11 protein-coding genes are annotated in these 19,412 nt (G+C 63.4%); 3 read left to right on the top strand and 8 right to left on the bottom strand.

What is annotated here, in order from left to right; all coding sequences use genetic code 11:
- Genes OHA10_RS37075 through OHA10_RS37060 form a run of 4 tightly spaced genes read right to left on the bottom strand, consistent with a single transcriptional unit; the run spans position 1 to position 3,830 of the window.
- Complete coding sequence (locus OHA10_RS37075; protein WP_371403467.1) at positions 1-759, bottom strand: 6-phosphogluconolactonase; 759 nt, start codon at positions 757-759, stop codon at positions 1-3.
- 1 nt (position 760) lies between these two features.
- Complete coding sequence (locus tag OHA10_RS37070; RefSeq protein WP_371403466.1) at positions 761-1,573, bottom strand: carbohydrate ABC transporter permease; 813 nt, start codon at positions 1,571-1,573, stop codon at positions 761-763.
- Positions 1,570-2,493, bottom strand: a complete 924-nt coding sequence (locus OHA10_RS37065) for a carbohydrate ABC transporter permease (protein ID WP_371403465.1) — start codon at positions 2,491-2,493, stop codon at positions 1,570-1,572. Before OHA10_RS37065 ends, OHA10_RS37070 begins: the two co-directional genes overlap by 4 nt.
- A complete protein-coding gene (locus OHA10_RS37060; protein ID WP_371403464.1) occupies positions 2,490-3,830 on the bottom strand; it encodes an ABC transporter substrate-binding protein in 1,341 nt (446 codons plus the stop codon). Before OHA10_RS37060 ends, OHA10_RS37065 begins: the two co-directional genes overlap by 4 nt.
- A gap of 117 nt (positions 3,831-3,947) precedes the next feature.
- On the opposite strand from OHA10_RS37060, the gene OHA10_RS37055 reads away from it, so the two are divergent.
- The 3 genes from OHA10_RS37055 to OHA10_RS37045 all read left to right on the top strand — a co-directional run bounded on the left by OHA10_RS37055 (position 3,948) and on the right by OHA10_RS37045 (position 7,583).
- The gene (locus OHA10_RS37055) at positions 3,948-4,655 is read left to right on the top strand and encodes a GntR family transcriptional regulator (protein WP_371403463.1); all 708 of its coding nucleotides are present in this window, start codon (positions 3,948-3,950) and stop codon (positions 4,653-4,655) included.
- A gap of 352 nt (positions 4,656-5,007) precedes the next feature.
- On the top strand, positions 5,008-7,098 hold the full coding sequence (locus OHA10_RS37050; RefSeq protein WP_371403462.1) for a UvrD-helicase domain-containing protein: 2,091 nt from the start codon (positions 5,008-5,010) through the stop codon (positions 7,096-7,098).
- Between the two features lie 35 nt (positions 7,099-7,133).
- Complete coding sequence (locus OHA10_RS37045) at positions 7,134-7,583, top strand: very short patch repair endonuclease (RefSeq protein WP_371403461.1); 450 nt, start codon at positions 7,134-7,136, stop codon at positions 7,581-7,583.
- Here the strand turns inward: OHA10_RS37045 and drmB are convergent.
- From drmB to OHA10_RS37025, 4 genes are read right to left on the bottom strand one after another with little or no spacing between them, the layout of a single operon-like run.
- Positions 7,565-9,403 carry a DrmB family protein gene (gene drmB / locus OHA10_RS37040; protein WP_371403460.1) on the bottom strand — a complete coding sequence of 613 codons (1,839 nt, stop codon included), beginning with the start codon at positions 9,401-9,403 and terminating at the stop codon, positions 7,565-7,567. The two genes, OHA10_RS37045 and drmB, sit on opposite strands and share 19 nt — an antisense overlap.
- A gap of 1 nt (position 9,404) precedes the next feature.
- On the bottom strand, positions 9,405-12,644 hold the full coding sequence (locus tag OHA10_RS37035; RefSeq protein ID WP_371403459.1) for a helicase-related protein: 3,240 nt from the start codon (positions 12,642-12,644) through the stop codon (positions 9,405-9,407).
- On the bottom strand, positions 12,625-14,565 hold the full coding sequence (locus tag OHA10_RS37030) for a UvrD-helicase domain-containing protein (protein WP_371403458.1): 1,941 nt from the start codon (positions 14,563-14,565) through the stop codon (positions 12,625-12,627). The genes OHA10_RS37035 and OHA10_RS37030 overlap by 20 nt, the downstream gene beginning before the upstream one ends.
- Entirely contained in the window at positions 14,562-19,373 is a 4,812-nt protein-coding gene (locus OHA10_RS37025) for a sacsin N-terminal ATP-binding-like domain-containing protein (RefSeq protein WP_371403457.1), read from the bottom strand. Before OHA10_RS37025 ends, OHA10_RS37030 begins: the two co-directional genes overlap by 4 nt.
- Positions 19,374-19,412: the final 39 nt, after the last annotated feature.

Raw genomic sequence — 19,412 nt, 5'->3', positions numbered from 1 at the left:
CTAGGAGACTCCTTCTCGTTCTGACTTTTGTGCGGCTTCTTCGTCCGCGTAGATGAGGGCATTGCGGCAGTCGTGCACGATCGTTGCCGGCCACAACGGGTCGTACTGGTCGGCCTGGGTGATGCGGTCGAAGGCGTACGCCTTGTTCTCTCCCCACAGCAGCATCACCGCGGAGTGCGAGAGCTCGACGAGTTCCGCAGTACCGATCGTGACGCCGTACGTCGGAACGTCGGCGGGGGACTGCAGATTGGGGAAGGTGGACACGTTGTCGCGGCGGGTCGACTCGGGCAGCTCGACGACCCGCGTGGGCGCGTGCCGCGGCGTACCGGGGCCGTTGAGGGCGACGTGGCCGTCGCCTTGACCGCTGGCCAGGAGGAACAGGTCGATGCCGCCTCGGTCGAGGATCTCCTGCCTGAAGGCTTCGGGCTCGTTGGGGTCCGGGGTGAGGAGACTGGTCGGACCAAGGCCGAGGGGACCCAGCAGGTTCCGCTCGGCCCAGCCGATGCAGCTGTGGGGTGTGTGTGGGTCCAGGAGCTCCCAGTGACTTCCTTGCCTGGTGACGTATTCGTCCATCATCACTATCTGAAGGCCGTCCAGGTCGGCCCCGGATTCTTTGAGAGCAGCCGCAACCGGAGTGGCGCTGCGGCCGGCGGGGAAGCCGACGATGGCCCTGCCTGTCGACAGTTGCTCGAGAATCCGTTGCGCCACGGCCTCGCCGAGTCGGGCAGCGTCGGGTACCACAGTGATAGGCGTTGTCACGTCACTCCTTGACCGCGCCGGCCATGACGCCGCTGATGAATTCGCGCTGGAAGAACAGGTAGAGGGCCACGACCGGCAGCGACACGATCAGCGATCCGGCCGCCATCAGATTGACCTGCAGTACATGCCGGCCCTGGAAGGCGCCCAGGGCAACTGTCGCGGTCTGCTTGTCCGGATCGCCCAGGAAAATAAGGGAAAGGAAGAAGTCGTTCCAGGTCCACATGAACGAGAGCAGGACCAGGGTGAGTACTGCGGGACGCGCCATCGGGACGAGAATGCGCCACAAGGTGCTCCACACTCCTGCACCGTCGACAGCGGCCGAATCCATCACCGAACGGGGGAGCGATCTGAAGGTCGCTCGCATCCAGTACGTCCCGAACGGCACACCCATTCCGAGTTGGATGATGACGAGTCCGAGCCAGGAGTTGGTCAGCCCGATGCGCTGGAACTCGTAGTACAGCGGGATCACGATCACTTCGGTCGAGACCATCATCCCCAACAGGATCACCGGGAACAGGAAGCGTTCGCCGACGACGCCGAGTACGCCGAATGCGTATCCGGACATGATCGCCAGCACTGTCTGTCCGACGACCGCGGACACCGTGATCACCAGGGACGCGTACATCGAATGCGCGAGGTTACCGTCGTGCCACGCCGCGCTGAAGTTGCTCCAGGCGATATTGGAGAAGTCGAGGGCGCCTGAGGTGTTCGGGCTGAGTGAAGTGAGGACGAACCACGCCACCGGAAACAGCACTCCGACCGTCAGCGCGATGACGATGACGTAGTTCGAGACGCGTTCGAATCTGGAGATCATCGGTCTTTGCTCTCCATGATCCTCGTGATGCCGACAGCGATCCCGAGACACAGCACGGCGAGTACGACGCCAGTCGCCGATGCTCTACCGACGTCGGGATTGACGAATGCCAACTGGTAAAGGAGAAGCGCCGGAGTCGTCGTGGCCGTGCCGGGTCCGCCCTGCGTGGTGATGTAGACCATGTCGAAGGTCCGGAGCGCGCCGGTGATGGTCAGGGTGAGGGCGATCGCCATTTGTCCGCGCAGGCTGGGAAGCGTGATCAGCCAGAACTCCTGCCATCGCGTGGAACCGTCCAATCGCGCGGCCTCATACAGCTCGTCCGGGATCGCGAGAATGCCGGCCAGGAACAACACCATGGTGAAACCGAAACCGCCCCAGACACCGATCATGCCGAGCGACGGCAGCGCCCAGGTGAAGTCACCCAGCCAGTTACGCGTGAGGTGACCTAGTCCGATGCCGCGCAGGATGCTGTTGAGCGGTCCGTCCGGCGCGTAGATGCGCTTCCAGATGATCGCCACGACGACGCTCGTCAGCACCTGGGGCAGGAACAGGAACCAGCGGTAGATGCCTTCGCCGCGGATCTTTGCCCTGCTGAGGAGTGCGGCGCTGATCAGTCCGAGTCCGAGCGGGATCAGCCCGAACATCAGAATCAGCACGAGGACGTGGCCGAAAGCGGCGTACATCCTCGGATCGCGGCCGAATTCGAGGTAGTTGCGCAGTCCGACCCACGTCGGTTCGCTGACGCCGTCCCATTTATAGAACGAGTAGTTCACCGTTTGGAGCAGCGGGACGAGCACGATCACGCCGTACAGCAGGAGTGCGGGGGAGAGGAAGAGCAGACCGATCCAGCGCCGTTTGCGGGCTTGCCGTGAGACGGTTCGGGTCCTGGCTCTGGTGCGACCGATCGCGAGAACACTCATCGGGCGGCCTGGAACTTGTCGTAGTCGGCCTGCACCGCCTTGACCAGTTCAGCCGCGGTGCTCCGGCCGGCCAGCAGCAATTGGACCTGACCGCCGAGCGTGTCGAGCATCGAGGGCGTCGACCAGTCGAAGTACGGGACGTATCCGTTGTCCTTGTCGAGCGACCGTTGGCCGGCGATCTCGGTACCGAATTCGGGGTTGTCCGCGGGCGCCTTGACGTCATTGAGCAACGGCAGCAGACCGGCCTCGACGACGTACTGCGCGGTTTGCGGGCCGGCGAGGAAATCGAGGAAAGCGGCTGCGACGTCGGGATGCGCGCATTTCGACCCGAGGGCGACCGCGGTGGAAGCGCCCGTGCCGACGACCTTTCCACCGGTGGCCTGGGGGAGTTGGACGTAGCCGTACTCCTGCTTCTGATTGCCCTTGAACGCCAGCGTTCCCGTGTACTCGAAGCGGAACGCCGATTTGCCTTTCATGAACGCGTCGATCGCGTCGGCGTACTGGATGCCGGCATGGTTCGGCGTGAGCCAGCCCTTGTCCTGGTACGACTTCAGGTGCTCGGCCGCCTCGGACATTCCGATCTCGTCGGCCTTCACCGACCCGGTCGAGTAGACGAAGTCGTTGATCTTCTTCTGATCGCCGAAAAGGTCCTGCAGGGCAAGCAGAATCGCCGTCGACGAACCCTTGTCCTGCGAGCCGTAACCGATCGGGATGAGGCCCGCGGCCTTGGCCTTCGTGCACGCGTCCTCGAACGACGCCAGATCGGTCGGCGGTTGGACGCCTGCTTTGTCGAGAACCGTCTTGTTGTAGTACAGGCCGATCAACGACGAACTGGCGACAGGCGTGGCGAACAGTGACCCGCTGCCCATCTCCGTGCCGTCAGTTGTGAACTGCGTCTGGCGCAGGATCGTGCTCGGGAACCTGTCCCAGCCGAACGACTTCGAGTATCCGTCCAGGTTGAGAACCAGGCCCGCCTTCGACAACGTCCCCAGCGACTGCCAGCCGTTGTTGACGGTGATGATGTCCGGCGGGTTCTTCTCCTTCAGCCGCAGATTGGCCGTCTGGGTCAGCTGACCCCAGTCGACCGACGTGCGCTTGATCGTGACGTTCGGGTACTTCGCCTGGAAACCCTTCACCGCGCTGGCGACCCAACTGGCGGAGTCACCGCCCCAGAAGTCCAGCATCGTCAACGTCACCGCACCGGCTTTGGCGACGTCGATCGACTTGGCGGGTGTGGTCGGTGCGCTGCTCGCCTTCGTACCCTGCGGCGCGCATCCGGCCAGCGTGAACAGTCCGAGCGCGGCCCCCGACTTCAACACGTTCCGCCTGCTGACCATCGTTGCTCCTTCGTCTGTGACTTCCCGCCACCCTACGACGCTGAAACCAGTTATGCCAGTATGAACCAGTTTGGAATTGTGCCTGGCTCAACTGACGAAACTGGTATAGTGAGCGCCGTGACAGAGCCTGCCGTTGAGCGCGTCAAGAAGCGGATCCGCGAGGGGATCGTCCGCGGGAAGTACCCGAGCGGCAGCCGCCTGCCGAGCGAACGTCAGTTCGCCCTGGAGACCGGGCTCAGCCGGATGACCGTCCGCGCCGGCTTCCAGGCCGCCTCCGACGACGGCCTCATCGCCCCGTCACCGCAACGCGGCTGGTATGTCCGCGACCTGGTATTGCGCGAACCCCCGAGCCGGCTGCAGTCCTTCACCGAGATGGCCCACGAACTCGGCTTCCGCCCCACCTCGGAAATCCTCGACCACCGAGAACGCCCCGCCACCCTCGACGAGGCCCACCGCCTCCACCTCGCCCCCACCGCCCCCGTCACCGCCATCCGCCGCCTCCGCGGCATGGACGGCCGCCCCGTCACCGTCGAAGACCTGGTCATCCCCGTCGCCGTCGCGCCCTGGCTATCGGGCACCGACCTGACCGACGCCTCCCTCTACGAACTCTTCTCCACCCACGGCATCGAATTCGCCTACTCCCGCTACACAGTCCAAGCCCAGAACGCCACCGAAACCCTCGCCACCCTCCTCAACCTCGCTCCCGCCGCAGCCATCCTCGTAGCCACCGAAATCGCCTATACCCAAGACACCACCCCCCTCCTCTCCGGCACCAACCACTACAGAGGCGACGCCTACCAATTCACCGCCGACCTCACGCGATAACGAGAACGACGGCTGTCGAGATCGACGCGCGGCGCAGGCTCCCAGTTGAGGAGCCTCTCGTCGACTTGGTCGACTCCGCCTCGGATCGGATGACCCGGGTGACGACTTTGTCGGATGCGGCGCTGTCATAGACCTCCAGCTGCCCAGGCAGATCACGACATGAAGACACAATGCGCAGCAGCCGTGCGCCGCGTACTCCCGCCTGGAAGACTGCGCTGGAAGTATAGACCGTCGTGGACTGGGCCGCTGGGTGACCTGCTTCGGTGACTTGAATAGCCTCGTGGCCTGCACGATCCGTTGACGACCAACATAAGCGACGAGCTGAGCGGGACTCCACGGACGGAGGGACGATATGCCGCGATTGGCGATCGAGAGGGAGTTTCTCCGAGACTTCGCGCGCCTGGACCGGAAGCTCCAAGACCGTGTCTCCGATGTCTTCTCGAAGTTCGACGAAGCTACGCATGCTGGGATCCACCTTGAGAAGGTCGGCAACGCGCGAGATGACAGACTGAGATCGATCCGGATCGACAAATTTTGGCGCGGTGTCGTCCTTGCCCCCGATTCAGGCGACACATACACCTTGCTGAAAGTTCTCCCGCACGATGACGCCTATGTGTGGGCGCAGCGCCGCCAGGTGACTGTCAACGCCGTGACCGGACGAATCGAAGTGAGGGACGTCGAGGCCATCGACGCGACCTTACCCGAGTTGAGTCGGGCGGCCGGCGGGAAGGACGACCGCCTCTTCTCCCACGTTGGTGACGGGGATCTACGTCGTTTGGGTGTCGATGATCAGACTCGTGAGTTCGCCGGTGTCCTGACCGACATCGCCCAACTCGAGGCCGCCAGGGCGTTTCTTCCGCAGCATCAGTGGGAGGTGCTCTACGGACTCGCTGCAGGGCTGACACCCGAAGAGGTCTGGAGTGAGCTCGGCGCGCCGCCGGCCGATGAGGCGATCGACCCCGATGATGTCGATGCAGCGCTCGAGCGTACAACCGAGCGTGTCGTCCTGGTCTCCGGTTCGGCAGAGTTGCTCGAGGTGTTTCGTCGTCCGCTGGACCTCTGGCGGATTTACCTCCATCCGTCCCAGCGCAAGGTTGCGACGGCGTCGTACCGCGGTCCGGCTCGGGTCACGGGAGGTCCGGGTACCGGCAAGACAGTGGTAGCCCTGCATCGTGCGCATCACCTGGCGCGTGAGGGCGAGGGACCCGTTCTCGTCACCACCTTCACTTCGACACTCGCCGCGTCGCTCCAGGTGGGACTCGACCTGCTCGTTGACGATCGCACAGTGCGAGACCGCATCGTCGTACAGCATGTCGACCAGCTGGCACACCAGATCGTCCGTCGGCGCCTCGGACAGCCGAAGATGCTCTCCCATGGAGAGGAGACTCTGCGGTGGCGCCGGGTGAGGGCAGCACTGAAGCTGCCGCTCAATGAGACCTTCCTGGCCGAGGAGTGGCGACAAGTTGTCCTGGCCCAGCAGATCTCGGATGGACAGACGTATCTGACGGCCAGACGCAATGGCCGCGGCCGCGCGTTGGGTAATCGTCAACGTACGCGGGTCTGGGAAGCGATCGACGCGTTTCAGCGAGGACTGGTCGAGGCCGGGTTGTGGACCCACGAGACGATTCAGATCGAAGCCGCCGAGCTGTTGGGGGAGATGACCGACAAGCCGTTCCGACACGTCGTCATCGATGAAGCGCAGGATCTGAGCCCGGGTCAATGGCGGCTCCTTCGCGCGGCGGTGGCACCTGCAGCGGACGATGTCTTCATCGCCGGTGACACGCATCAAAGGATCTATCAGCACCGCATCAGCCTGAAGGATGTTGGGATGAACATCGCGGGGCGGTCCGCTCGGCTGACCGTCAACTATCGCACGACGGCGGAAATCCTCGCCTGGAGCTTCACGATGCTGAACGGCCAGGCGATAGACGATATGAACGGTGGCTCGGAGACTGTCGCCGGGTATCGTTGCGAGACACATGGGAATCCGCCGCTGCTCAGGTCGTTCGCCAATCGCGCCGCCGAACAGAAAGCATTGGTCGAGCAGGTTCGCGAGTGGATGGACGCGGGGGTCGAACTACACGAGATCGGCGTCGCAGCTCGATCGAACGTTTCTGTAGATGCGCTGACTCTGGAATTGAAGAGGGCGGGAATCGAAGCGTCTGCGCTGGCCGACGCCCACACGGGAGCAGTCGGCGTGGCTGTCGCCACGATGCACCGGATGAAGGGTCTCGAGTTCCGCTGCATGGCTGTGATCGGTGTGACGGCTCAACATGTCCCCCCAGCGAGCGCGATCACTCCGGCGGAAGAGGATCTGGCAACGCATATGCAGGATCTTCAACGCGAGCGTTGCTTACTGTTCGTGGCTTGCACGCGAGCTCGGGAACAGCTGTTCGTCTCCTGGCACGGTGTACCCAGCGAGTTCCTGGAGGGAGTTCGGTGAGCGGAAGCACCTCTCGTTCCGGGGACGATGCAAGCGTGAAGGGTGGGTCGATCAAGCGACTCGACACGCCTGCGGCGACCAGTCAACGGATGAGTCGGCAGAAGTCTCGGAACACGAGAGTCGAGGTTGAGCTGCGGAAGCGCCTTCATGGCGCCGGCCTGCGTTATCGCGTCCACCGCCGTCCGGTCCTGGGCGTGCGACGGGAAGCCGATGTTGTCTTCACGGCTGCACGTGTTGCCGTCTTCGTCGACGGTTGCTTTTGGCACGGCTGCCCTTTGCATGCCACATGGCCGAAGACGAACGCGGAGTTTTGGCGGGAGAAGATCGACGGCAATCGCCGGCGAGATGCAAACACGGATGCTCGTCTGGCGGAAGCAGGATGGCTGGTGGTGCGGGTGTGGGAGCACGAAGGCGTCGACGCCGCCGCTGCGCGCATTGAACGCGCAGTTGCGGAACGACGTCCGAATCAAAACGGTGTGAAGTAGCCCGGTACCCCCTCGGATGGAGCAGATACGAGAAGAGCGCGGTCCAAGAAGCTGTTGTTTGTCTCGCAGCTCGTTTCTGGCAGCAGAACACAGGCATGGCAGGCCGCGAGGTTGACGCTGTCGGCGCCGCTTGCTTCGGTTTCCATGCACAGTGGGTCGTTGGAGCACCAACCGGCTCGCTCGATTGCAGCGTGCAGCGAGGATGCCAGGCTGACTATCTCACCCTGCGCCACTACACCCCCCAGACTTCCGGCGGAATCGCTCGTGGCCGTGTAGATGAGTAGGCCAGCCATGTTCTCATCGGCGTACAGGCGCTCCCGAAGTGCCGCCGCCGGGTATCCCCCGTCGAGACTCCACTCGTTGATCAGAACATGGGCCAGTGTGTGGAGCAGTAGGAACCGAGGCGTGACAGGCGAGTCCGGCACCACCCTCTTCGCCTTCCGGCCTGCGGTCGCCCGACTGTGCAGCAGGGCGAGATGGTTGCGCCGAATCCGGTTACTACGAGCGATGACGGTCGGTGCCGCTTCCCAGGACTGCAGTTTCTCCTCGTTCAGACGAAGAAAGACACCTTCGCCGCTGACCTCCATCGCCGGTAGCCAGTCGAGGTGCGCATTCAAGGACAGCGCTGCGTGACGCTGTGACGAGTCGGCTTCCGTCGGGAGTGCTCCTCGCGAGAAGGACGCGAGAACCCGAACCTCGCGCAATCGCTTCACCAGCATGCTCTGGTCGACGCCCAACGCCTGGATCGGCGTAGGGTCTCCCAGGGGCTTCTCGTTCTCGAACGGCGTTGGCGCACCCGATTCCGAGCGATGCTCGCGCACCAGACGCTTGTACTCGTCCTTCCGCAGTGACTCGAAACCCGCCGCCTGTTGAGGGTGTCCCTGTGTGGATGACCGTTCTTGCTCTTCGATGTCGCGAACCACGCGAATCAGATCCTCGACCTCGACGTCGTGTTTCTCTCGAGGACGAAGCTGATTCGAGTAGCACCAGCGGATTACGTCATCTGGAGCTCCAAACAGATTGTGCCTTTCGATCACGGCATAAATGCCCTCGCCCCACGGAGGGATCGACAGCGCACTGCGCATGATCGGGTGCCAGGTGGAGGACGAACCACGCTGCATCGTTCGCGGTTGTTGATCACAGGGTTCGACTCTGGCGTCGCGTAGCCAAGGGCGCTTTCCCTCGCACCTTATGCGCAGTTTCTTGAGCTCGGAAGTCCGAAAGGCACCTTCCATCGAGACATCGGGGACACCGCAGCTGCAGCTGATCACCACCGATCGAAGCGAGGCACTGTCGGACTGGCTTCGGAGCGATAGATCACCACCGCACCTGCCCCCAGAATGCTCGCTGTCGCGGTGGATCCACTTCCAGTATGGAAAGTCCTCGATGTGCCCGTTGTCGCAGCCGAGGACAAACCGAGAAGGCACGAGTTCGGTGTCGCAGTCCGGGCACCTGGCCTGACCCGCGAGAGAGTTGAATCGGGCGAAGAGTTGAAGAGCATTACAGGTCGGGCAGGAATAGATCTCCGGGAAACGACGGACCCGCACGCCGTCGACTCCGCGGTCGGGGTCGGGTGTCGGCGGTAGCCGGAAGGATCTCACACCCAGAAAGTGAGCCAGCCGCGGCTCCGAGATCGAGGTTGTATCCCGCAGGTCCCAGGAGTCGAGGCCCGCGACGATGAAGGACTCGTTGTCGATCGCGATCATCGCGCCGACGCCGTAGGTTGTGATCAGCTGTGATCGTCTTACTGTGCCCAGCTTGCGGGGCAGCGCGCGGGAGAGCGTGCCGGGGCGGCGACGGGATGATGACGAACCGGGCATCTCAGCGCTCCTGCCGATTGTGCTCAAGAAAGAGTGTCGACTCGGCGTCGACATCACGGAGGCTCCACAACGTGGGCCACGCGGTGAAATTCTCGGCCTGCTCTGCGGCGTCGAAGCCGTCGAGTAAGGCGGGAGTCGAGCTGCCGCGCTTGGCCTCGTACCTCAGAGTCGGATTCGAGAGTGCCGCTTCTTGCCACAACTCGATGAAGTTGTCGAATTCTTCGGCGGTTTGCGCGCTCTCCGGATGGTCGACGGAGGCGACCCGCTCCAGCAGTCGCGGGCGCACGGTCGAATTGATCTGGTGTACGAAGTCGTCGATGTCTGCCGCAGCTGCGTCACTGGCCGCGGCGGGGATCATCAGCCGGGTGAGTGCGACGATGACCGCGTGGAGACCTCGGTCGCGGGCGCGCGCGGAGAACGGCGTGACGCTGGTCGACTCGACATCCCGGTAGAGCGCGGAATGGAACGCGGGAAAGCTTTCGTAATGCGACCGGTCCCGCGAGCGAGCCGAGTTCAGCATGACGGCGATCAAACCCGGATGGCGACGGCCGACCCGGCTGGTTGCCTGGATGTACTCCGCCGTCGTCTGAGGCTGCCCCATCACAGCCATCAAGCCCAACCTGTCGATGTCTACACCGACCGAAATCATGTTGGTCGCGAGTAGTACGTCGACGACTTCCTTGTCAGGTTTCGATCGATCGAGCTCCTTGAGATAGCGAGGAATGTCGCTCGACGTGGCGCGACTGCTCAGCTCGATGATCGTCGTCGGCTTGCGCAATCTGCCCCGGCCCTGCGACGCCAGCATCTCGAGGCGGTCCTGGACGTCGTCGCGCACCTGCAGTTCGGCGGCCGACAGGAGCCGCAGGCTGTTGAAGTAGCCAACCAGAGTCCAATAGGCATCCCGGATCTCGTCGGGCACATCGCCCTCGTCGGCAGCGTGCAACAACGCCGCGTAGGTGCGGATCAGCAGCGTGGCTTGGCTCGTGCTGGGAGTGAGGAGGCCTACATAGCGGCGCGAGGCCTTCTCTGTCCGTGGAGCTTCGACTGCAAACCATGAGTCACGCGAGTCGAGACCCGCGGGCGGGAACTGCGCCACGCGGCGATCGAACAGTGCCCGGACTTGATCCGACGCACGCCGGATGGTGGCGGTCGAGGCGACCACCTTCGGACCGTTGGCTAGGACATCGACAGCGGTCTCGTACAAGCCTGTCAACGTGCCCAACGGACCGGAAATGAGATGCAGCTCGTCCTGGACTATCAGCTCAGGCTGCTTGATTCCCTGCAGGTCGCGATTGAAGAGGGCTCTCGTCTCCGGTCGCCACGGCATCGACGCGAATTTGTCGACGGTGGCGATGACCAGCGTCGGGTGGGCGGCATAGATTGCTTCGTCTACCAGGTGGACCGGCAAGCCGTCGTCGAGGTGAAAGTCGCAATGAGAGTCGGGGCAGCGCAGATACATCCGAGTCGCCGGGCGGTCGACTTGATAGTCCGTACTGTCCAGCGATGTACCGCACCAGGGGCATTGGTGCAGCTGCACAGGATTCTCACGCTGCAGAGACTTGTGTGGGTACGCTCGAAGAGCGGCGAGCTGTTCCTCTGCCCTCGAGAGCTTGTTCGGTGTGGCAGAGGACCCGACCCACATCCCGATGGAGATCGGAGCTGATCCCAGCCCGGCGGCCGGACGCCGCCGCATCGTTTCCATGGCGCAGATCAGTGCGGTCGCCCGTTCGAATTGTTGGAGCGTGAGCAGCCGCAAGGTGTAGCGCATAAGGACGGTGACTCCCTCGCCCGCCTCGCCATTTCGCAGGCGTCGCAGGAAGGTAGTGAAGGCGATCAGACCGAGATACGCCTCCGTCTTGCCACCTCCAGTCGGAAACCACAGGAGATCTGCCAGTTCGCGATCTTCGTGTTCCGCATCCACGATGCCTTCCAGACAGAGCAACATGAACGCGATCTGGAATGGGCGCCAGCGACCGCCGCGCGGATCCGGCGTGCCCTCTCTGCCTGCCTTGATCCAGGAGGCTTGGGCTCGTTGTTGGGCCATTGCCTCATTGGCCAGTGCGAACGCTGCGAAGATCTCCGGCTGCTTCCGGTCATCAAGCAATGCCACGCCCCGTCTCATCCGAGCGTGGGCATTCCGACACGTCGCAAGTTGTCGTGCAGCTGCTTCGACGAGCTCCTCATCGACGAGTTCCGAAGCGTCCTCGGTGCGATCGGCGATCCACTGTTCGTAGCCGGCGAGCAGTCTCTCGAGGGAAGAAACGACTACCTCTTGAGGCGCTTGGGCGAGACTGAGCATTGCCAAGGCGGCATCATCGATCTCCGGATTGGAGTCGGTGAGGAGCACCTCGTGGGTGGGAATGAACTCGGTTCGCAGCCGGGAGACGGCGGCTCGTGGTAGCAATGGTGTACGGATGGCAGCAGGCATCCATTCCCAGGCCACCGAACAACCATGACCGCTCGCGAAGTACGGCGCATGCCGATGGAGCAGTCGGCTCAAGGCCTGCTCGTCATCAACGGCGCCAAGTGCCGCCTGACGTTCGACGAAGGGACGTGTACCCGGCGGGCCGCAGATCGTCAGCTCCGGCTGGAAGAAGCAGTAAGCATCCTGGAGGTCGTACTCGCTTGTCTCGTGGATGTTCACGAGCGTGATCGTGACGGTCTTCGTCCCGTCGAGGGCGGGTGGGCGCACCAGGGTCCGAAGCTGCAGACCCTCGCAGACCGCCTGAGGCTCGCTCATGCCGTTGGCTTGAAGATCGACGCTGATCTGTCCGGATCCGACCGGAATGCGATGCCACCGCTCCTTCTGCTGTTCTGTGGTCCGAGCTTCGCTACGGCGTGGTTCGATCCGTCGACCGGCCTCGTCTCGTGGTTGGTACGTCGCGGCGGTCACCTCGACGAACAGGGTGTCAGCCACCTGTAGGTCGACGGCGAGCGTCAGGCCCATGGTCGAGGGCTTGCGCCGGTTCGCGAGTGTGATGCCGAGGTCCGCGATTCCCTGCTCCTGATCGTCCTGCCGGACGATATCCGGATGCATGTCGTCGAGAAGATCGTCAACGGCACGGTGTCGATCTTTGCCGCCGGCCTGGGGAAACAGGACACCGATCGGATAGGCAGTGACGGGTGCGTCGTTCGACAGGATCTCTTGTGTCCCGTTCAGGGGGCCGAGTAGGTCGGCTCGCAGCGCGGCGCGAAGTCCGGCACGCAGCTCGTAGTGCTCGTCATGCTCGGAGCTGGTCATACGCCATGCCGCCTTCCGGATCGTTGTCTTCGTGCCAGTCGAATCTGCTCAACCCGCACAGGCGCGGAACCAACCAGATACCACGGTCGCTCAACCCCGCACGGCTGCCGATGGCAGCAGATCCCGCCACGGTCTCCAGGGCATCAACCCTGAGACCCGTGATACGAATCGGCCATCGGTCGACTTTCCAGCCACGGCTCACCTTCAGCAGACGCCACAGATCGTGTCGGAAGTGCGCCGAGGTGGATCCGATTGGCCGATCGTCGTGAAACAGTCCGTATTGTGGGGTCTCCGTGTCTGACATCGGCAGGTCGTGCAGGCGGCGTAGCTCCACCGCGTCGCCACTATGAACGTGTTCGGCGAGGTAGCGCTGAGTGGCTGCCGGATCGGAGACCGGTTCGTCCGCTCCCGGAGGCAACTCATGATTCACGTCTTTCGCTGCGGCCTCCATCCCATTCCTCTTCCACCGTCCCTGCTTCCCGCGGCCACCCCGATACCACCGATCCATAGCTGGATAGCTGTTAGGGAACTTGCGGACCGTCCAATCACGCACCCGCGTGAGTCGGTATACGTCGTAACGAGCACGTGTCAGCGCGACATACAGGAGCCGGGCTTCGGCCGGCGGGTCGTCTTCGCCTTCTCCGTCGGCTAGCGGAGGTGGGGGAAGGATCAGGACGCGATCGAACTCCAGTCCCTTGGCCCTGTGAATCGTTGACACGGTGAGCCTGTGGAGGAGCTGGCCCGTCAGCTCATCCGGAAGCCTGCCTTCGGCGATGGCACCGTGCAACCCTGACATGTCAAGCTGACCCCGCACACCGGCCACACGCCGCAGACCCCGCCATGCTCGGGCCGGATCAAGTCCGTCGGGCAGCGCGAGCGTCGTCATGATGTCGACGAAACGATCCTCGGTGATTGTCGCAGCCGACGTGGCGTTCAGGAGGTCTGCCAGCCATGCGGGCGCGAGTCGTTCGCGTGCTGATCGCTGAATGCTGTGACCGATACTGTTCTTGTCCAGCTCCTCGGACAGCAGTAGCGCCTGACCGTTGTCCCTGCACAGAATCGCGGTCGTGCCGTCGTAGGCAACGAGCGAGTCTCGAACGAAGCTGTCGTCAAACGCCCCGAAGTCGATCGCACTCTCCAGCAGCGACCGCAGCTCGTTCTGGATGACCGTCGCGATCGCCGCCGCCTCCGTCTGATCGACAGGAAGCCCTTGAAGTCGAGCTCCGTAGGGCAATGCCCGGCGAGCCTCGGGCGTCTGGGCCCGGAAGTTATCGGTGAGCTGCACCTCGACCAGATCGCCTCCGAAGGATGAGCGGAGCCAATCGAAGAATCTGTTCGTCTCACTGGCTCGCTCGACGGCATCGGCGACCTGGAAGCCGTAGATTGCCTGGGCAGCGTCGCCGACGACTGTGAACCCACACTCGTCGGCGAAGCGATCGAGAAGAGCCTCCACCAGCTCGCGGCGGACGCCGACCAGATCCTGGACCTCGTCGATGACGACATGGGCCGGCGGACCGACTTCGGTCTCTTCGATTAACCCCGCCTCCACCATCTCCGTTGCCATTTCGATCCGTTTGTCGAAGCTCAAATTCGAGAGATCGTCGCGGTGCGGATCTTGTTGCATCAGCAACGCAAGCGCCCAGCTGTCGAAGGTGTAGGCCCGGACTCGTCGAGCTGTGGTCGCCAGACGGTCGACTCGATCACGGAGCTCTCGAACCGCAGCCCGCGAGAAACTGAGAACCAGAATCTCAGAGGCCTCGAGTTCCTCGACGCTCGTCAGATGTTCGAGGCGATAGGTGAGGGTGGTCGTCTTGCCCGCCCCCGCACCTGCGGTGATCAGTGTCCGACTATCCCACGGCTGCGTGACGGCGGCCTTCTGCTCCTCGCTGAGAGTCAGCAGGACTTCGTGTGTGACCGTCATCGCCCCTCCTTCTTCCACAGGTGCTCGAAGTCGGTGAAAGCCAGCTCTTGGTGAAAGTTCGTGATGTTGTCGCGCATGTCCAGAATCAGACAGCTCTCCTTGCCGCCGTTGCGGATGCCGCGAAGCCCCCGGCCCACCATCTGCTGATAGATGTTCGCGCTGTAGACCGGGCGGGCGATAACGACGGCTCTCGTCGCGGGAGCGTCGAAGCCCTGAGACAGAACGCCGTAGTTCGTGATCACGCGTATCCTCCCGTCGCGGAACGCATCCACCCGTTGGCGACGTTCGGGCAGAGGGGTCGCAGAGTCGATGGCGGCCGATCGGATGCCGCGATCGGACAACTTGGCGGCGAGGAACTTTGCATGCTGAACGGAGGTGGCGAAGACCAGCACGGGCCAGTCCGGAGGAAGCGCCGCGATCTCTTCGATCAGGACACTGTTGCGCTCCTCATCCTCGGCCAGGCGCTGTTCGGCTCCCTTCGGGAGAAAGCCGTTGAACCCCGCAATCGTTGCCAACTCGTCGCTGTTGAGCTGGATGTCCGCGCCGACCAGCTCGCGGTGCTCAACCTGCGAGAGAACGCCGAGATCCTGAAGGCTCGGGATAGGTTCGCCGGCGAAGATGCCTTCGTCCAGGCGGCGGTCGCCGAAGCGTTGTACGAGCCGATGGGTCAGATCTGCGTTGTTGCGATATGGCGTCGCAGTTAGACCGACGAGGTGGCGTCGAGTTTCGCGGTGAGTGAGACCGATCTTGCCAAGGATCTCGGTGTAGGTGGAGGAGATGGCTACATGAGCCTCGTCGACGAGAACGAGCGCTGCGTTTCGAAGCCAGGCGTAGTCTGCGGTATCGATGCACATCCGCAGCTTGGCGTCCGTCGCAACCACCAGGTGGGGCCTTCCCGTTACCGGGGTTGCCGAGTTCGTGTGCCACAGACGGTCGATGACCAGCGGCTGTTTGGGTCCGACCCGCTCCCAGACGAACTTCCACGACTGCACAGCCTGTTCACACAGCTCGCTGGTTTGCGCGACCCACAGCACCGGACCGTCGGGCACACCGGACTCGCGAATCCATCGAATGACCCCCTCGGACGCCACCCGAGTCTTTCCCGCGCCGGTTGGCAGGCTGAGCATCGCTCGCTGCGGTGTCGGCTGGTGAAGCATGTCGGCCAGACGGGCGGCGATCTGTTCCTGGTATGCGTGAAGGGCAGGGAACTCGGTTGGACCTTCGGCTTCGAGTCTTACTGGGAGAGCCGGGATGCGCACACCCGCAAAGGTGTCCGGAAAGCCGAGGTCGGTAACGAACCTCAGCGCATTCGAGCCTCCGTCGAAACGCGACGGAGCATTGGAGAACCGTGCGGCGATGTCCTTGGTGAACGCCCGCAGTACGCCGTCGTCGTGTGCGTTGTACGCCATCTCGGCCAGCCGGCGGGTGTCCGGCTCTTGGCCGGCCTCTGCCATCTCGCTCTCTAGCAGGCCCGCGGGCAGGCCCTTTCGAAGGTCCTCGGCCGACACAAGCAACGATATCTTCTCGACGACGGTGCGAGCGTCGCGGATCGACTGTAGCCGTGCCTGAAATTCCTGGTCGGCCTGCTGACGTCGATGGGTATCGATCAGTAGGTGGCAACCGTCCGCTCCCAGGCCCAGACCGAACTCGTGGTCCGCAAGTGCTAGTGCGGTGGCGTGGGAGGACGTGTCGGGGATCAAGGCAGTGCTTTCTTGCCGGGCGCTCCGGAGCGCGCTGGTGCGTGTGCCCTGTGGCGTACGCACGACTTCCTCCAGCTCGGTGCATCGCTGCAGGAGGAGACCGTTAGCCCGACTGCCGAAACGCTGTCGCAGCGGGGGGTACTCGTCGGTCAACAAGACTGCTGGGCCGCTGGGCACGAACCGCAGTCGCTTCTCGATGACCTCCTCGACTCGGCGCATTCCCCATTCGCGGATCATGTACTCCGCCTGCTCGACGTCGGCCTTCGACGCAACGAGGAGCGCCGGATGATTCTCTCGTGTCAGCTCGTCGTACTGCTCACGGTTGAACGCGACGGCAATCTCCCCGTCGGGGCGGTACTCCCAATCGTCGCCGACTCGACAGCGGACGTCCGATTCTGCACTCACCAGCTCGAGCGCGACGCGGATCAGCAATGCGTAGGCGCCACCTACGAAACTGTCGTCCGTGCTCTGTCTCGCCATTGCCAGCAGGTCTTCCCAACGCTCAGGTGCGACGGCATTCTCGCTATCGGGCATGCCCAGACGACGTGCCTTCTCGGGACTGATCTCCGCCACAGGCAGCACCGCCGAGTATGCGCCGAGCTGAGGTCCGACTGCTTCGCGTATCGGGACGATGCCCTTCGAAGTTTGCACCGTGCCGAACGTACGGAGTAGCCACCGAATGGGCGACGCGACGGCGACGCGGGTGTTCACCGACTTGCCGATTTGGCGGGTCCAATTCTCTACCAGCGCCTCGTCCGGAATCGCGGCAAGGAAAGCGGCTTTACCTTCTTCCGACAGCTGATCGAATAGGTGTAGAGGTCCTGCCGTGGGTGAACCCTCGAGCCTGACGGTCTGGAGTTGCACTCGGTGTGCGGTGACTTCCAGTTCTTCGCAATAGGCGTCGTATGCGTCTTGGTGGTAGAGAACGAACCACTTGTCATTCTCGGGCCGGTGTCCCTTCGTCGGACGGTCCGTCATGCCAAGCTCCCGAAGCACGGCGAGATCGTCGGTGTGGAATCGAACGTCCACAGTGAGAGTGGCGTCACGGGAACCGTCATGCGGGACGACAGGCCCAGGGAGCAGGCAGTTCATGATGGGCCGGAACGCGCCTGCGACCGTCCTGACCTGTAGAACCGCCGCAGCGTTGCGCACCTTCTCTCGGATGGCAGGCGTCTGACTTGTCCCGCCCGCGCTGCGCATCAGTTCCCAGAATCTCGTCCACAACTCCGGTGTGTACCCCTGGAAGCCCTGGTCCAAGACGCTGTGGAATCGGCCCTGGGTGTCGGCATCTCGGATACCCAGACGATCGAGGTGCGACAGCATAGCGGGATCGCCGCCGATCCTTGGGTCCACATAGGTCAGGTCGTCGCGGAGCCCGTCTTCGGTGGAACGTCGGAAGACTTGGCCGGCAACGGGCGCGACCAGTGCCTGCTCCTCAGTCAGAACGATCCTCGCGTGGCGTGCCTCGGAAGCCAGGGCCTCGTGAGCAGTGTCCACCGGTGCGAGCTCATGGTCCAGAAGGCGTGCGAGAACGCGGATGGCCGCTGCCGACGCCTCGGCGGTACCGTCCTGGACCAGCGCTTCCAGCCAGTCGCGGATGCTCTCGGGCTCCCTTCGTCCGGCCGCGTCGAGGATGTGGTTCATTTTGCCGCGTCGCACCGTGTGTGTATCTACGGAGTGATGCACCCAGTCGGCGGGACGACCGGGGTAGCCCCGCCAGAGGGCGAGTGACGGTCCAGTCAGCCGCTCTGGATGGATGCGGAGTTCCGTGGGAACGCGGAGCTCGCCGTCCTGATCGGGAAGGGAAGGACTGATCGCCGCCAGCTTCCAGATCTGCTCGGTCAGATATGCGCACGCCCAGTTCGGCGACTCCTTGGTACGGCCGGGCAGCAATAGCAGGTAGGCGGCCGGGTCATCTGGAAGTAAAAGGTTCGGAAGTGACTCGACGACCAGCTTCGCAGCGACCCCCAACAGCTCGGTGTTGAGATCGCTGCTGTCCAGTAGATTCTGTCGATCCTCGTTCGTCTTCCATGCCGCGTTGAGTGCGCCGCTCAAGGTGGTCGGGTACTTGGTGGGGAAGAATGACCAGAACATGCCTCGTTCGTTCGGGATCTGGTATGACACAGTCCCGGACTCGGTCACCACCGAGGTGTACTCGGGAACTGCCCAGGACACCTCGATGACGGCCCTATCGTGCAGCTCTCCCGCCGCGCCGCGCGTCGCGTCGCTGATTTGGTGTGGAAGCGTGAAGACGCGATATTGCTCAGAGCGCGCCTTGGCGCCGCTCCGCGTCTCGTGGATGGTGTGTTGCGCGCCGTGGTGGCTCACCGAGATCTCGCGCCGAACGATCGGCATCAAGCGGCGATCCTCGAGCAGCAGGGTTCCTACGTGGTTGGAGAACAGTTGGAACAAGTGGGGGAACTCCCGGCCGGGCCGGGCCTGCCCGGGCTGCTGGATATCATTTCCGAGTCGAGCCTGGACGCCGGGCAGCAACGGCAGTCGCACGACTGTCGTCGCCCACTCCAATAGATCCTCGAGAATCGGATCGCCAGCTCGCGCCGCGTCCACATCGAGCGCACGCGCCAACCGCAGGATCGGCGTCTCCCCGACGGTGTCCAACGGCGACAGGCCGCGCGCCTTCCGCCTGCCGTTGACAGCGGCAAGAATCTCGGCCGCAGACCAGTCCGCGTCGAACCCGAACGAACCGGATCGGCTGAAGAACTGGGGCGTTCGAGTTATTGAGAGAACCGACTTCACCCCGACGCCGAAGCGACCGATCTGGCCACCACGCTTCCTCGAGACGCCCATCCGCAGGATGGTGTCCGCACCTTCAGGGCTGATCGGGGTGCCCTCGTTGGCGCAGTACAGATTCTCGTCGGTGAGGATGACGTGGATCTTGCCGCCTCGGTGCTCACTGCCGATCATCTCATCGGCAGCGTTCTGGACCAGCTCGAACAGCTGACGGTCTCCGTAGCCTCCCTGGTGAATCCGCCGCTCGCCGTTGGAATCCTCTTCGATGCGATCCGGGTCGTACGCGTACGTACCTAGCGCAAGTTCGGTGAGTTCGGCAACCCTTTTTAGGACTCGGTCGTCATGCGGAATGTTCATCCGGCGCTCCGATCGTCGTCGAATCGGCTGAACGGCACG

Origin of the sequence: Kribbella sp. NBC_00662 (assembly GCF_041430295.1) — a bacterium.
GTDB lineage: Bacteria > Actinomycetota > Actinomycetes > Propionibacteriales > Kribbellaceae > Kribbella.
Note: the sequence above shows the minus strand (reverse complement) of the source record. Positions and strands in the feature narration are given on the sequence as shown.